The sequence below is a fragment of the Rhodanobacter sp. UC4438_H5 genome (genome assembly GCF_052978405.1).
On sequence record NZ_CM129672.1, the window covers coordinates 1786526 to 1801058 of the forward strand.

Annotated in this window: 9 protein-coding genes; 8 read left to right on the plus strand and 1 reads right to left on the minus strand. The window is 67.9% G+C overall.

Annotated elements, in window-relative coordinates; genetic code table 11:
• Window positions 1-42: 42 nt before the first annotated feature.
• On the plus strand, window positions 43-747 hold the full coding sequence (locus ACVCL9_RS08530; RefSeq protein ID WP_395119605.1) for a glutathione S-transferase N-terminal domain-containing protein: 705 nt from the start codon (window positions 43-45) through the stop codon (window positions 745-747).
• A 93-nt stretch (window positions 748-840) separates the two neighbouring features.
• Window positions 841-1467: a DUF4124 domain-containing protein gene (locus tag ACVCL9_RS08535; protein WP_447098423.1), complete on the plus strand. Its 627-nt coding sequence runs from the start codon at window positions 841-843 to the stop codon at window positions 1465-1467.
• Between the two features lie 47 nt (window positions 1468-1514).
• Here ACVCL9_RS08535 and ACVCL9_RS08540 read toward each other — a convergent pair whose 3' ends face one another.
• Complete coding sequence (locus tag ACVCL9_RS08540) at window positions 1515-2849, minus strand: M48 family metallopeptidase (protein WP_447098422.1); 1335 nt, start codon at window positions 2847-2849, stop codon at window positions 1515-1517.
• Between the two features lie 116 nt (window positions 2850-2965).
• On the opposite strand from ACVCL9_RS08540, the gene ACVCL9_RS08545 reads away from it, so the two are divergent.
• The 6 genes from ACVCL9_RS08545 (at window position 2966) to rapA (ending at window position 14477) form a co-directional block, all read left to right on the plus strand.
• Window positions 2966-3643: a DUF502 domain-containing protein gene (locus ACVCL9_RS08545; protein WP_395119608.1), complete on the plus strand. Its 678-nt coding sequence runs from the start codon at window positions 2966-2968 to the stop codon at window positions 3641-3643.
• Window positions 3644-3766: 123 nt separating this feature from the next.
• On the plus strand, window positions 3767-5893 hold the full coding sequence (locus tag ACVCL9_RS08550; RefSeq protein ID WP_447098421.1) for a M13 family metallopeptidase: 2127 nt from the start codon (window positions 3767-3769) through the stop codon (window positions 5891-5893).
• Between the two features lie 210 nt (window positions 5894-6103).
• Window positions 6104-8230 (plus strand): M13 family metallopeptidase, encoded by a 2127-nt coding sequence (locus tag ACVCL9_RS08555; protein ID WP_447098420.1) that lies wholly within the window; start codon window positions 6104-6106, stop codon window positions 8228-8230.
• 281 nt (window positions 8231-8511) lie between these two features.
• Window positions 8512-10848, plus strand: coding sequence for a catecholate siderophore receptor Fiu (locus tag ACVCL9_RS08560; RefSeq protein ID WP_447098419.1), 2337 nt, complete (start codon window positions 8512-8514; stop codon window positions 10846-10848).
• 37 nt (window positions 10849-10885) lie between these two features.
• A complete protein-coding gene (locus tag ACVCL9_RS08565) occupies window positions 10886-11566 on the plus strand; it encodes a Fe2+-dependent dioxygenase (RefSeq protein WP_447098418.1) in 681 nt (226 codons plus the stop codon).
• 70 nt (window positions 11567-11636) lie between these two features.
• The gene (gene rapA / locus ACVCL9_RS08570) at window positions 11637-14477 is read left to right on the plus strand and encodes an RNA polymerase-associated protein RapA (protein WP_447098417.1); all 2841 of its coding nucleotides are present in this window, start codon (window positions 11637-11639) and stop codon (window positions 14475-14477) included.
• Window positions 14478-14533 lie beyond the last annotated feature (56 nt).

A 14533-nucleotide genomic window follows, 5' to 3' on the forward strand; every position in this document is an offset into this window, starting at 1 on the left:
GTCGGGGCACAATGGGCGATTCCGCAACCAGGACGAAACAGCATGCCCGACCTGTCCCGTTTTCCGATCACCGCGCGCTGGCCCGCGCGGCACCCCGAACGCATCCAGCTGTATTCGCTCAACACGCCCAACGGCGTGAAAGCGTCGATCATGCTGGAGGAAACCGGGTTGCCGTACGAGCCGCACCTGGTCGACATCACCAACGACGAAAGCCACACGCCGGAGTTCCTGTCGATCAACCCCAACGGCAAGATTCCCGCGATCATCGACCCCGACGGCCCCGGCGGCGAGCCGCTGGCGCTGTTCGAATCCGGCGCCATCCTGCTGTACCTGGCCGACAAGACCGGCAGCTTCATTCCCGCCGAACCCGCGCGGCGCTGGGAGTGCATCCAGTGGGTGTTCTTCCAGATGGCGTCGATCGGCCCGATGTTCGGCCAGCTCGGTTACTTCAACAAGTTCGCCGGCAGGGAGATCGCCGACAAGCGCCCGCGCGAGCGCTACGCCAACGAATCGAAACGACTGCTCGCCGTACTCGAGGCTCGCCTCGCGGGCCGCGACTGGATCATGGGCGACGACTACGGCATCGCCGACATCGCCACGCTGGGCTGGGTGAACAACCTGATCACCTTCTACGAGGCGCGCGAGCTGGTCGACTACGACCGCCTCGTGCACGTGCCCGCCTGGCTGGAGCGCGGCATGGCGCGGCCGGCGGTGGCGCGCGGCCTGCAGATCCCGCGGCGCGGCTGAACCGGGCGCCTGCGGGCTGGACGAAGGTACGCGCCGGGGGCAAGCTTCCAGTCACGCGGCATCCAGTCGCGCTGCCGCAAAGTGGCCATCACCATGAACGACTCGATCGCCTCATCGTTGCTGCCCGGCCTGGCGCTGGCCTTGTGGTTGCTGGCCCCGGCGGCCGGCGCCCAGAACATCTACAAGTGCCCGCAGGCCGGCGGCGGCGTAGCCTATACCGATCACCCCTGTGCCGACGGCAAGGGCCAGCTGCTGCACCAGGCCGACGACAGCGAGGTGATCGACCGCTACCTGCGCCTGGGCCAGCACGACCTCGCCAGGCAGTACGCCCACGCGCGCCATCTCGACGCGTTGTACGAGGAGCGCGTGGCCGCCTATCGGCAGGCGCAGGAGGACGCCGAACAACGCCGCTACGACGAGGCGCTCGCCGCGCAGCAGCGCGAGGATGCCGCGCGCCGGCAGGCGCAGCTCGACCAGGAGGCCGAGCGCAACCAGTTGCAGGTCGAGAACGACACCCTGCGCCAGCAGAACGACCAGTATCGCGAGGCGTTGTCCCAGCCGGTGGACGACTACGCGCCGCTCTACTGGGGGGCGCCGGCGCCGCCGTATCGACACCGCCCGCACGACCACGACGGCGATCACGGCCATCGCTGGACGCCGCCCCCACCGCCGACCTACCAGCCGTGCACGCAACTCGCCGGCGGCCGGGTGCAGTGCTGAGGCCGCATCCGGACCGCCGTCGCCGCTGAGGCGCGCAGGCGCCCGATTCAGCGCGCCGCTTGCGGTATGTCGGCACCCTGGCGGCGAACCCCCGGATCATCCAGATGCTCGGCCTTCCACACCATCGCGCGATGGATGCGCTGCCAGCCACTGGGATGGTCGAAGAACAGGAACTCCTCGACCGGACCGGGATGCATCTTGCGGTACTCGGACAACTGCACCGCGACATGCGCAAAACCATCCGGCTGGCGTGCCGCGTTCAGGCCGAACGCGTCGGCCTCGGCCTCCATGCTGCGGGTGATGGTGTTGTTCACCGGCGTCATGAAGAACATGAAGATCGCGAACAGCGCCGCGATCAGCGGCAAACCCGCCACGTCGCCCACGTCGCGCAACTGCCAGCGTTCGCCCCAGCGCTGCTGCGCCCAGCCGAAGCCCCAGCGCACGAAGGCGAAGCCGATCACGATGATGACGCCGAAGAACACGATGCCCTTGTAGATGTGGTTGAGCACGTAGTGGCCCATCTCGTGCCCGAGCACGGCCTTGATCTCTTCCGGCGAGCTGCGCTTGAGCAGGTTGTCGTTGAGGCTGATGCGGGTGGTGCCGAACATGCCGCTGACGTTGGCGCTGATGCGCTTGCTCTGCCGCGAGGCGTCGAACCAGTACACGTCCGAGGCGGGGATGCCGTTGGCGCGCGCCATCGACAGGACCTGCTCCTTCAGCGGGCTCTCCGGCAGCGACTGGTAGGTATTGAACAGCGGCGAGATGTAGACCGGCGCGATGGTGGCCATGAACATCACGAACACGATGGCCACCCCCGCGCCCCACAACCACCAGGTGCGCGTGGCGCGCCGGATCACCGCATAGATCAGCACCAGCGCCAGCGTGCCGAAGATCAGCCCCACCGCCAGCCCCTTGGCTTGCTCGCCCAGCCAGCCGCCGAGGCCCAGATTCGACAAGCCGTACTGGTGCTCGCGGAAATAACCTTCGTACAGCGCCCACGGCAGGGTCAGCACGGTCGTCAGCACGATGTATTGGATCGCGTAGATCGCCGTCTGCAGCCAGCGCCAGCGGGTGAGTCGCTCGGCGAGGTTGCGCATGCGCGCCGAGAGCCGCGTGCCGAGCAGCAGCCACGCCACGCCCAGGGCCACCAGCAGATCCCAGCCGGTCAGCCAGTAACCGCCCTCGAAGTAGGCATCGGAATTGGCTCGCTGTGCCGGCGTCAGCTCGGCCATGTAGGCCTGGGTGGCAGCATCGGCGTCGAACGCCGCCGCCGCGGATACCGCCGGCGCCGGAGCCGCTGCGGTGGACGAAGGTATTGCTTGCGCGTGGATCGCGCCGACGACAAACCATGCAAGCAGCAGCACGCCGATCAGCTTCTTCATGACTCCCCCATCCCCATGTGGAGCCAGCACGCTAACCCAATCGCCGGAAGCCCGCCACCACGCCCGTCGCCGCGCCGGTCGCCTACAATGCGGGACACGACCCGCCGGATCGATCCATGCCCCCGCTCCGCCTCAAACGCTATCTGCTGACCGGCCTGCTGACCTTCATCCCGTTGTGGGTGACCTGGCTGGTATTCAATTTCGTGCTGGGCGTGCTGGCCGGGATCGGCGCGCCGATGGTCGAGGCCCTGCTCGGCACGCTGGCGCTGGTGGCACCGCGTGCCGCCGAGTCGCTGAAGATGGAATGGCTCACCTACATCGCCGCCCTGCTGATCACGCTGGGCTCGCTGTACCTGCTCGGCTTCGTGGCAAACCGGGTGATCGGCCAGCGCTTCCTCAATGCCTTCGACAACCTGCTCGCGCGCATCCCGCTGGTGCAGACCATCTACGGCGGCACCAAGAAGCTGATGGCGGTACTGCAGAACAAGCCCAGCGGCATGCAGCGCGTGGTGCTGGTGGACTTTCCGCGGCGCGGCATGAAGGTGGTGGGCTTCGTGACCCGGGTGATGATCGAGGAAGGCAGTGGCCGGGAGATCGCCGCGGTGTACATCCCGACCACGCCCAACCCCACCGGCGGCTATCTGGAACTGGTGCCGGTGGACGAGCTCGTCCCCACCGACTGGACCATGGACCAGGCCATGGCCTTCATCATTTCCGGCGGCGCGGTGGCGCCGGACAGCCTGCCGGCCGCGCCGGTCCGGCACGCCCTCAGCCCCTCACCCCCTGACCTTTGACACTGTCTGGCCCCTGTCGATTGGCCTAGCGTGAACGGCTGCGTCCGCGCGCCCGGGGAGCCTTTTGCGCGCGGCCATGTCCGCAACCTCAAACCGTCCAGATCCACCCATCGAGGGATATCCATGACCAAGCAGTACCTGAAGCCCCTGGCCCTTGCGGTCAGCCTGGCCCTGACCGTGAGCGCCTGCGGCAAGCAGGATGCCACCCCGGCCGATGCACCGGCGCCGACCGCCAGCACCGCACCGGCCGCCGCCGGCAGCACCGCGGCCGTCGACAGCAAGAGCATCTTCGACGTCAGCGAGCTGGGTGCGCCGGCCGAGGCGTGCACGGACTTCGACCAGTTCGTCAATGCCAAGTGGGTCGCCGCCAACCCGATCCCGAACGACCGCCCCCGCTGGGGCGCGTTCGACAAGCTGGCCGAGGACAGCCTCAACACCCAGCACACGATCGTCGAGAACGCCGCCAAGGGCGCCGACCAGGCTGCCGCCGGCTCGATCGAGCAGAAGATCGGCAACCTGTACAAGTCGGGCATGGACGAGGCCGCCATCGACAAGGCCGGCTTCGACCCGATCAAGCCCAAGCTGGCCGAGATCGATCAGCTGAAGAACGGCAACGACGTGGCCGCCTTCCTCGACAAGAGCTTCGCCCAGGGCGACATGCTGGTGTTCCAGTTCGGCGCCGGCGCCGACTTCAAGCACGCCGAAACGCAGATCGGCTACACCTTCCAGGATGGCCTGGGCCTGCCCACCAAGGACTACTACACCGACCCGAAGCATGCCGACCTGCGCAAGGCCTACCTCGACTACATCGCCAAGACGCTGGAGCTGACCGGCGTGTCCGCCGCCGACGCCAAGAAGCAGGCCGATGAAGTGATGGCGTTCGAGACCAGCCTGGCCGCCGCCTCGCTGGCGCCGGTCGAACTGCGCACCCCGGAAAACCAGTACCACTTCGTGAGCGTGGCCGAAGCGGACAAGATCACCCCGCACTTCAGCTGGGAGAACTTCTTCAAGGCCCAGGGCGTGACCATCGACAAGGGCTTCTCGCTGTCGCAGCCGAAGTTCTTCGCCGAGTTCGACAAGCTGCTGGCCAGCGCGCCGGCCAGCCAGTGGCAGGCGTACCTGCGCTTCCACACCATCGACGGCGCCGCCGATGCGCTGAGCAAGCCGTTCCGCGACAACCGCTTCGCCTTCTACGGCAAGACCCTCTCCGGCCAGCCGGAGCAGAAGCCGCGCTGGAAGCAGGTGCTGAATGCGGTCAACGGCTCGATGGGCATGGCGCTGGGCGAGCTGTACGTCAAGCAGGAGTTCACCCCCGAGGCCAAGCAGCGCGCCGAGGAACTGGTCACCAACATCCGCAACGCGCTGAAGGCGCGCATCCAGAACCTCGACTGGATGAGCGACGAAACCAAGGCCAAGGCGATCGCCAAGTGGGACACCTTCCTGCCCAAGATCGGCTACCCGGACAAGTTCCGCAGCTGGGACGGCCTGACCATCGTGCCGGACAACTACTACGCCAACCTCGAAGCAGCGTCGAAGTTCAACTACGACTACGACATCGCCAAGATCGGCAAGCCGACCGACCGCAAGGAATGGGGCATGACCCCGCAGACGGTCAACGCGTACTACAACCCCACCGACAACACGATCAACTTCCCGGCCGCGATCCTGCAGCCGCCGTTCTTCGATGCCAAGGCCGACGACGCGATCAATTACGGCGGCATCGGCGCGGTGATCGGTCACGAAGCCAGCCACGGCTTCGACGACGAAGGCAGCCAGTTCGACGGCGCCGGCAACAACGTGAACTGGTGGAGCAAGGCCGACCGCGCCAAGTTCGACGCCCGCACGGCCAAGCTGGTGCAGCAGTTCAACGACTACACGCCGATCAAGGACAAACCCGACGCGCACGTCAACGGCAAGCTGACCCTGGGCGAGAACATCGCCGACCTGGGCGGCCTCAACGTCGCCTACGACGCCTTGCAGGTGGCGCTGAAGCAGCACCCGGCCGAAGCCACACAGAAGATCGACGGCTACACCCAGGACCAGCGCTTCTTCCTCAACTGGGCGCGCGTGTGGCGCGGCAACATCCGCGAGCAGCAGGCGCTGCTGCGGCTGAACACCGACCCGCACGCCCCGGCCCCGCTGCGCGCGATCGGTGCGCCGTCCAACATGCCGGCGTTCGCGGCGGCGTTCCAGTGCAAGCCGGGCGACGCGATGGTGCGTCCGGCCGACAAGCAGGTGAAGATCTGGTAACCGCGCTCGTCGCAGCCGTTTGAGAACCGGGGCCCCGCATGCGAATGCGGGGCCCTTTTGCATGCCGGCCCCTGACCTTTGACACTGTTTGACCCATGACGTTTGGCCTAGCGTGAATCGGCATGGCCACGGCCTTGCCGGCCGTCGAACACCGGCCATCCGGACACCCACGCAACGCCTGCGGGCGAACCATCCATGGAGGCAATCCGCATGACCAAGACCCTTCTGAAACCGCTCGCGCTCGCCGTCAGCGCCGCGCTGGCGCTCACCGCGTGCGGCAAGCAGGAACCTGCCAGCACGCCGGCGACTCCGGCCGACGCGGCCAGCGCGGCCCCCGCATCCAGCAGCGCCGCCACGGCGGCAGCACCCAGCGTGTTCGACATCAGCGAGCTGGGCCAGGCCGCCGAGGCGTGCGCCGACTTCAACCAGTTCGTCAACGCCAAGTGGATCGCCGCCAACCCGATTCCGGCCGACCAGACCGTGTGGGGCTCGTTCAACCTGCTGCGCGAGAAGAGCCTGTCCGACCAGCACGCGCTGGTCGACGCGGCCGACAAGAACGCCGACAGCGCCACGCCCGGTTCGATCGAGCAGAAGATCGGCTGGCTGTACCGCTCCAGCATGAACATGGACGCGCGCAACAAGGCCGGCTTCGAGCCGCTCAAGCCCTACCTGGCGAAGATCGACGCGCTGAAGTCGAACAAGGACATCCCTGCCTGGCTCAACCAGTCCTTCGCCAAGGGCGACAGCGCGGTGTTCCGCTTCGGCGCGCGCGCCGACTACAAGAACGCCAGCATGCAGATCGCCTATGCGGTGCAGGGCGGCCTGGGCCTGCCCACGCCGGACTACTACACCGATGCCAAGTACAAGGACGTGCGCGCCGAGTACGTGAAATACCTGGCCAAGCTGTTCGAGCTCACCGGCACGCCGGCCAAGGACGCGGCCAACCAGGCCGACCTGGCCATGAAGTTCGAGACCGAGCTGGCCAGGCACTCCATCCCGCGGGTGGAGATGCGCAAGCCGGAGAACCAGTACCACTTCGTCACCGTGGCCGAGGCGAACAAGGTCACTCCGCATTTCGACTGGAACGATTTCTTCAAGGCGCAGGGCGTCACCATCGACAAGGGCTTCTCGCTTTCGCAGCCGAAGTTCTTCGCCGAAATGGACAAGCTGCTGGCCAGCGCGCCATTGGCCCAGTGGAAGGCCTATCTGACCGCCCACACGATCTCCGGCGCGGCCGACGTGTTGTCCGAGCCGTTCGTCGACGCCCGTTTCGATTTCTACGACAAGACCCTGCGCGGCCAGCCCGAGCAGAAACCGCAGTGGAAGCGCTCGCTGAGCGCGGTCAACGACGCCATGGGGCAGGCGCTGGGCCAGTTGTACGTGGCCAAGTATTTCCCGCCGGAAGCCAAGCAGCGCGCCGAGGAACTGGTCACCAACATCCGCAACGCGCTGAAGGCGCGCATCCAGAACCTCGACTGGATGAGCGACGAAACCAAGGCCAAGGCGATCGCCAAGTGGGAAACCTTCCTGCCCAAGATCGGCTACCCCGAAAAGTGGCGCAGCTGGGACGGCCTGAAGATCACCGCGGACAACTACTTCGCCAACATGGAGGCGGCGCAGCAGTTCGACCATGACTACGACATCGCCAAGATCGGCCAGCCGACCGACCGCCAGGAATGGTTCATGACGCCGCAGACGGTCAACGCGTACTACAACCCCACCGACAACACGATCAACTTCCCGGCCGCGATCCTGCAGCCGCCGTTCTTCTATGCCAAGGGCGACGACGCGATCAACTACGGCGGCATCGGCGCGGTGATCGGCCACGAGGCCAGCCACGGCTTCGACGACCAGGGCAGCCAGTTCGACGGCAGCGGCAACCTGGACAACTGGTGGACGGACGCCGACAAGAAGCAGTTCGACGAGCGCGCGCAGAAGCTGGTCGACCAGTTCGACAACTACGCGCCGCTGCCCGACCACCCGGACCTGCACGTCAACGGCAAGCTGACCCTGGGGGAGAACATCGCCGACCTGGGTGGCCTCAACATCGCCTACGACGCGCTGCAGACCGCGCTGAAGAATCAGCCGGCCGAGGCCACGCAGAAGATCGACGGCTACACCGAGGATCAGCGCTTCTTCCTCAACTGGGCGCGCGTGTGGCGTGGCAGCATCCGCGACAAGGCGCAGATGGTCTACCTCAACGCCGATCCGCATTCGCCGATGAAGTTCCGCGCGATCGGCGCGCCGTCCAACATGCCGGCGTTCGCCCAGGCGTTCCAGTGCAAGACCGGCGACGCGATGGTTCGCCCGGCCGACAAGCAGGTGAAGATCTGGTAACCGCCGCCGCGGCGGCAGGCGCAACGCCTCGCCGCCGCAGCCGAACATCGACAAGCAGGAAACACGAGGCCCCGCACGCTGCTGCGGGGCCTCTTGCTGTGTGATGCCTGTCGTTGGCGAATGGGCCTTGTTGCCTCGGTGAGTTATTGCAAATCATTCTCATTGGCAATATCGTGTGCGCCTTCACGGCCACCGCCGTCACTCCATTCGATCGACGGCGATGGCTGTCGCGCGTGCGGGACGGGGACCGGCCTGATTCCACACGACGCACAGGACCCCGCATGAGCCCGATCAAGAGCAGGAAACACCCCACCCGCCGCGCCCTCCCCGCGATGGCGCCCGGGTTGCTGACCACCGCCCTCCTCGGCAGCCTGGCCCTCGCCCCCGCGCATGCCGCCACGCCCGCCGACGCGGCTGCCGCGGACGCCCCGCTGGTCGCGCAGGCGCGCAACCTGCCGCGCGTGCAGGTGCGAGGCAGCGCCGGCGTCGACTACCGCATCGACGAGCTCTCATCGCACAAGTTCACCCAGCCGCTGCTGGACACCACGCAGACCATCAGCGTCATCGGCCGCGACCTGATCCAGCAGCAAGGCGCCACCACGCTTTCCGAGGCGTTGCGCAACAGCCCCGGCGTGGGCACCTTCTACGCTGGCGAAAACGGCGCCACCAGCACCGGCGACACGATGTACATGCGCGGCTTCGACAGCTCAGGCAGCATCTTCGTCGACGGCGTGCGTGACCTCGGCTCGGTCTCGCGCGACGTGTTCAACATCGAGCAGATCGAAGTCACCAAGGGCCCGGACGGCACCGAATACGGCCGCACCGCGCCGACCGGCGCGATCAACATGGTCAGCAAGCGCCCGCAGCTGGACAACGCCATCTCCGGCTCGCTGGGTTACGGCAGCGCCAGCCAGCAACGTGCCACCGCGGACTGGAACCAGGCGATCGGCGAAGACGCTGCCTTCCGCCTCAACGTGATGGGCCAGGACAGCGGCGTGCCGGGGCGCGACCGGGTGCAGAACAACCGCTGGGGCGTGGCGCCGTCGCTGGGCCTCGGCCTGGGCAGCGCCACCCGGATCTATCTCGACTACCTGCACGTGAAGCACGACAACGTGCCCGATGGCGGCGTCTCCACCATCGGCCTGCCCGGCTACGCCAGTCCCGATCCGACGCGGCCGTTCCTGTCCGACGCCGCTGCGGTTGACCCGCACAACTTCTACGGCACCCGGCAGGACCACGACGACGTGCAGGTCGACATGTTCACCGCGATCGTCGAACACGATTTCTCCGACCACCTCGCCGTGCACGACACCTTGCGCTGGGGCCGCACGCACCAGGATTACTTGCTCACCTCGTTCACGGCCACCGCGGCGCACCTGTCGACGCCGGACCCGGATGACCCCTCGACCTGGACGGTGGCGCGCAGCAACCCGACCTTCAAGCACCAGACCAACCGCATCCTCACCAACCAGACCAACCTCACCGCCAGCTTCGACACCGGCGCGGTCGGCCACGACCTCAGCGCCGGCATCGAGCTCAGCCGCGAGCAAGCCGCGACGCAGGGCATTGCCCCGCTCTCCGGCAGCACCTGGCCCCCGGCGAACCTGTACCGGCCCGACCCCGACCAGGGCGGCCTGGCCTACGCCCGCAACGGCGCCCACGGCAACGGCAAGACCGATACCGTCGCGGCCTACCTGTTCGACACGCTCAAATTCGGCGAGCGCTGGCAACTCAACGCCGGCGCGCGGCTGGACCATTACCGCACGCGGTTTGTCAGCACCGACGTCTGCGGCGGCCGGCGCGGCCCGGCCTGCGGCAGTCACCCGGCCGGCACGGTGCTGCCCAGCGTGGACGCGCGCCTCTCCGACAACCTGCCCAATTACAAACTCGGCGTGCTGTTCAAGCCCGTCGCCGCCGGCAGCATCTACGCCAACTTCGCCATGTCGCAGGAGCCACCGGGCGGCAACACGCTTACCCTCAGCAACGCGTCGAACAGTGCCGACAATCCCGACCTCGACCCCCAGCGCGCGCGCACCGTCGAGCTGGGCACGAAGTGGAGCGTGCTGGGCGACAGGCTGCTGCTGACCGGTGCGCTGTACCGCACCACGGTCAGCAACGACCTGGTGCAGGACCCGACCGATGGCCTGTACTACCAGGTCGGCAGGAAGCGCGTGCAAGGCGTGGAGATCGGCGCGGTCGGCAGGATCACCGACCGCTGGGCGGTGAGCACCGGCTATACCCGCATGGACGCCAAGGTCATCCGCGGCAGCGCGGTGACCAGCGACGGCTCCGCCGACCTGCCGTACACGCCGACCAGCGCGTTCACCGCGTGGACCACATACCGGCTGCCGTTCAACCTCACCCTCGGCGGCGGCGCACGCCATGCCGGCGGGATGAAGCGCGGCAGCGACGGCGCGGTCGGCACGCCGACCTTCACCCGCGGCTACTGGGTATTCGACGCGATGGCCAGCTTCGAGGTGAACACGCACCTCGACCTGCAGCTCAATGTCTACAATGTCTTCGACAAGCACTACATCGCGGCGATCAACAAGAGCGGCTACCGCTACACGCCGGCCATGCCGCGCTCGGCGATGCTCACCGCGCAGTTGCGCTTTTGACCCGCCGACCCACGCCATCACTTCCCGCGGGTGACCCATGCTGCTGCACATTCCCGGTGTACTGAGCGCCGAACAGATCAGGCGGATGCGCGAGTCGCTCGACGCGGCGCCGTGGGTCGACGGCCGCGAAACGGTGGGTGCGCAGGGCGCGCGGGTCAAGCACAACCAGCAACTGCCTGACGCCTCGCCGCTGCGTCGGCAACTGGGCGAAACGGTGCTGGCGGCGCTGGCCGCGCAACCGCTGTTCCACGCCGCCACGCTGCCGCTGCGCATCCTGCCGCCACGCTTCAACCGCTATGCCGACGGCGGCCAGTACGGCTTCCACGTCGACGGCGCGGTGATGGCCCTCCCCGATGGCGGCGGGCAAATGCGCAGCGACGTCTCGTGCACGCTGTTCCTCGGCGAACCGGACGAGTACGAGGGCGGCGAACTGATCGTCAGCGACACCTACGGCGAGCACGAGGTGAAACTGCCGGCCGGCGACCTGATCGTCTACCCGTCCAGCAGCCTGCACCGGGTGGCCCCGGTGACTCGCGGCGCGCGGGTGGCCTCGTTCTTCTGGGTGCAAAGCCTGGTGCGTGACGACAGCCAGCGCCGGCTGCTGTTCGAGCTGGACACCTCGATCCAGGCATTGACCCGCACCGGCGCCGACCACGCTGCCGTGCTGCAACTCACCGGCGTCTACCACAACCTGCTGCGGCAGTGGTCCGCCACCTGATCGTCGCAGCGGTTCCCTCGGCGCGGCGCACGGCGGATAATCGTCGACCCCCGACGCCGATGGCTGCACGATGTTCGTACCCGGTCAACGCTGGATCTCCTCCGCCGAACCCGAGCTTGGCCTCGGCACCGTGCTGCGCGTCGAAGGACGCGGCGTGCAGGTGCTGTTCGCCAAGGCCGGCGTGCTGCGCCCTTACGCGATCGACTCGGCGCCGCTGCTGCGCGCCGAGTTCCGCGCCGGCCAGCGCGTCGCCGGCAAGGGCATCGCGTTCCTGGTCGAGCGCGTCGAGATCAAGGACGAGCTGCTGATCTACCGCGGCGAAGGCCGCGAACTGCACGAAGGCCAGCTCGACGACGAACAGAGCGTGAGCCAGGCCGACGACCGCCTGATCGGTGGGCGCACCGACAGCGTGGCGCAGTTCGAGCTGCGCCTGGAGGGTCTGAAGCGGCGCGCCGAGGCGCGCCGTTCGCCGATGTGGGGTCTGGGTGCCGCGCGCATCGGACTGGTGCCGCACCAACTGCGCGTGGCCGGCATCGCCTCGGCACGCCGCCCGCCGCGCGTGCTGCTGGCCGACGAAGTGGGACTGGGCAAGACCATCGAGGCGGGCATGATCGTCGCGCGCCAGCTCGCCACCGGCCGCGCCTCGCGCGTGCTGCTGCTGTTGCCCGACACGCTGGTTTACCAGTGGTTCGTCGAGATGCTGCGCCGCTTCAACCTCAGCTTCGCGATCTACGACGAGGAACGCTGCGAGGCCCTGGAGCAATCCGGCGACGCCGGCAACCCGTTCGAGGACGAGCAACTGGTGATCGCCGACTTCGGCTTCCTGGAAAGCTCGCCGAAATACACGCAGCAACTGCTGGACGCGCCGTGGGACCTGCTGGTGGTGGACGAAGCGCATCACCTGGCCTGGTCGCCGGAAGCCGCCAGTCCGCGCTACACGATGGTGGAGCAACTGGCCGCGGCGATCCCCGGCGTCATCCTTCTCACCGCCACCCCGGAACAGCTCGGACGCAGCGGCCACTTCGCCCGCCTGCGCCTGCTCGATCCGCAGCGCTACCACGATCTGGACGGCTATCTGGCCGAGGCCGACACCTATCAGGCGCTATCGAAGATCGCCGACCGCCTGCTCGACGGCCAGCCGTTGGATGCCGGCCAGCACGCCGCGCTCACCGAGGCCTTCCACGGCGATGCGACGCTCACCGCACTGCTGGCCGATTCCACCAGGCCGGCCCATGCGCGCGAACTGCTGGCCGCGCTGATCGACCGCCATGGCACCGGTCGCGTGATGTTCCGCAACAACCGCGCCGGCGTCGGCGGCTTTCCCAAACGCCTGCCCGAATGGCACCTGCTGGACGCCGACACGGTCGACGACAGCACACGGCAGGCGCTGCTGGCCGAGTTCCACGCCGACATCCAGCAGCCGCCGGCGCTGATCGAGGTCGACTACGCCACCGACCCGCGCATCGATACCCTGATCGCCCTGCTGGAGAAACATCCGCAGGACAAGTTCCTGCTGATCTGCCGCAGCCAGGCCAAGGTGCTGGCGCTGGAAGAAGCGCTGCGCACGAAGAGCGGCGTCGGCGTGGCGCGTTTCCACGAAGGTCTCAGCATCGTGCAGCGCGACCGCAACGCCGCCTATTTCGCCCAGCCCGACGGCGCGCGTTTGCTGCTGTGCTCGGAGATCGGTTCGGAAGGCCGCAACTTCCAGTTTGCGCACCGGCTGGTGCTGTGGGATCTGCCGCTGGATCCGGACCTGCTCGAACAGCGCATCGGTCGGCTCGACCGCATCGGCCAGAAGCACGACATCGCCATCCACATCCTCGCCGTGGCCGACAGCGCCCAGCACGTGCTGGCGCGCTGGTACGACGAAGGCGTCGACGCGTTCCGCCTCAGCCCGGCCGACGGCCGCGAACTGCTGCGCCGCTACGGCGAGCCGCTGACCCGCCTGGCGGACGAGCACGCCCGCGACGACGACAACCGCGATCAGGAACTCGACGCCCTGCTCGCCGAAACCCGCGCCAGCCACGAGCAGATGGCGGCACTCATCCGCGGCGGCCGCGACCACCTGCTGGAACTCGCTTCCAGCCGCGACCCGCACGCCGACGAATTGCAGCAGGCCTTCCGCCGCGACGATCATGATCCGGGCCGCGACGCCTTCGTGCAGCGCCTGCTGGAGGCATTCGGCATCCACGCCGAGGAGCTCGGCGCGCAAGTGCTGCTGCTCGACCCGCAATACCTGTCCACCGACGCCCTGCCCGGCTTCGCCGAAGGCCCGCAGTCGGTCACGTTCTCGCGCGAAGTGGCGCTGTCGCGCGAGGAGCTGCCGCTGCTGCGGCTGGACCTCCCGCTGGTAGCCGGTGCGCTGGATCTGGCGCTGTCCGGCGAACAGGGCAATGCCGCCTTCATGGTCGACGACGTGCTGGCTCCGCGGACCGCACTGCTGCAGGCGGTTTACGTGCTCGAATGCGTGGCCGATCGCCGGCTCGACGCCGAGCGTTTCCTGCCGCCCTCGCCGCTGGTGGTGACCGTGGACACCCGCCTGGTCGAACGCGCCGACTTCACGCCCAGCGACACGGCGCTGCGCAAGGCCAACGACCGCCACATCGAAGTGGCACGCTACCGCAAGTTCCTCGGCAAGCTGGTGCCGCCGATGCTGGAACGCGCCGAAGCGCTGGCCAGTACGCGCGCGCAAGCGCACATCGACGACGCCGTGACCGCCGCCACCGAATCGCTGGACAACGAACTCTCGCGGCTGCTCGCCCTGCGCACAGTGAACCCATCGATCAGCGACACCGAAATCGCCGCCGTCACCGACGAGCGCCACGCCCTGCTCGGTGCACTGCCGCAAGCGCGGCTGCGACTGGACGCCGTGCGTTTCGTCGTCAGCGCCGACTTCCTCGCCCTGCGCTGACCCGCCTGCGACGCCGGGCGGGCACCGCCAGCCCGGCGCGTCCGCCTTTGCGATCC

Excerpts from the sequence above, each read along its gene's own strand:
- rapA (WP_447098417.1), top strand. The coding sequence starts at position 11,637 with ATGTTCGTACCCGGTCAACGCTGGATCTCCTCCGCCGAACCCGAGCTT.
- ACVCL9_RS08560 (WP_447098419.1), top strand. The coding sequence starts at position 8,512 with ATGAGCCCGATCAAGAGCAGGAAACACCCCACCCGCCGCGCCCTCCCC.
- ACVCL9_RS08550 (WP_447098421.1), top strand. The coding sequence starts at position 3,767 with ATGACCAAGCAGTACCTGAAGCCCCTGGCCCTTGCGGTCAGCCTGGCC.
- ACVCL9_RS08540 (WP_447098422.1), bottom strand. The coding sequence starts at position 2,849 with ATGAAGAAGCTGATCGGCGTGCTGCTGCTTGCATGGTTTGTCGTCGGC.
- ACVCL9_RS08530 (WP_395119605.1), top strand. The coding sequence starts at position 43 with ATGCCCGACCTGTCCCGTTTTCCGATCACCGCGCGCTGGCCCGCGCGG.
- ACVCL9_RS08545 (WP_395119608.1), top strand. The coding sequence starts at position 2,966 with ATGCCCCCGCTCCGCCTCAAACGCTATCTGCTGACCGGCCTGCTGACC.
- ACVCL9_RS08565 (WP_447098418.1), top strand. The coding sequence starts at position 10,886 with ATGCTGCTGCACATTCCCGGTGTACTGAGCGCCGAACAGATCAGGCGG.
- ACVCL9_RS08555 (WP_447098420.1), top strand. The coding sequence starts at position 6,104 with ATGACCAAGACCCTTCTGAAACCGCTCGCGCTCGCCGTCAGCGCCGCG.
- ACVCL9_RS08535 (WP_447098423.1), top strand. The coding sequence starts at position 841 with ATGAACGACTCGATCGCCTCATCGTTGCTGCCCGGCCTGGCGCTGGCC.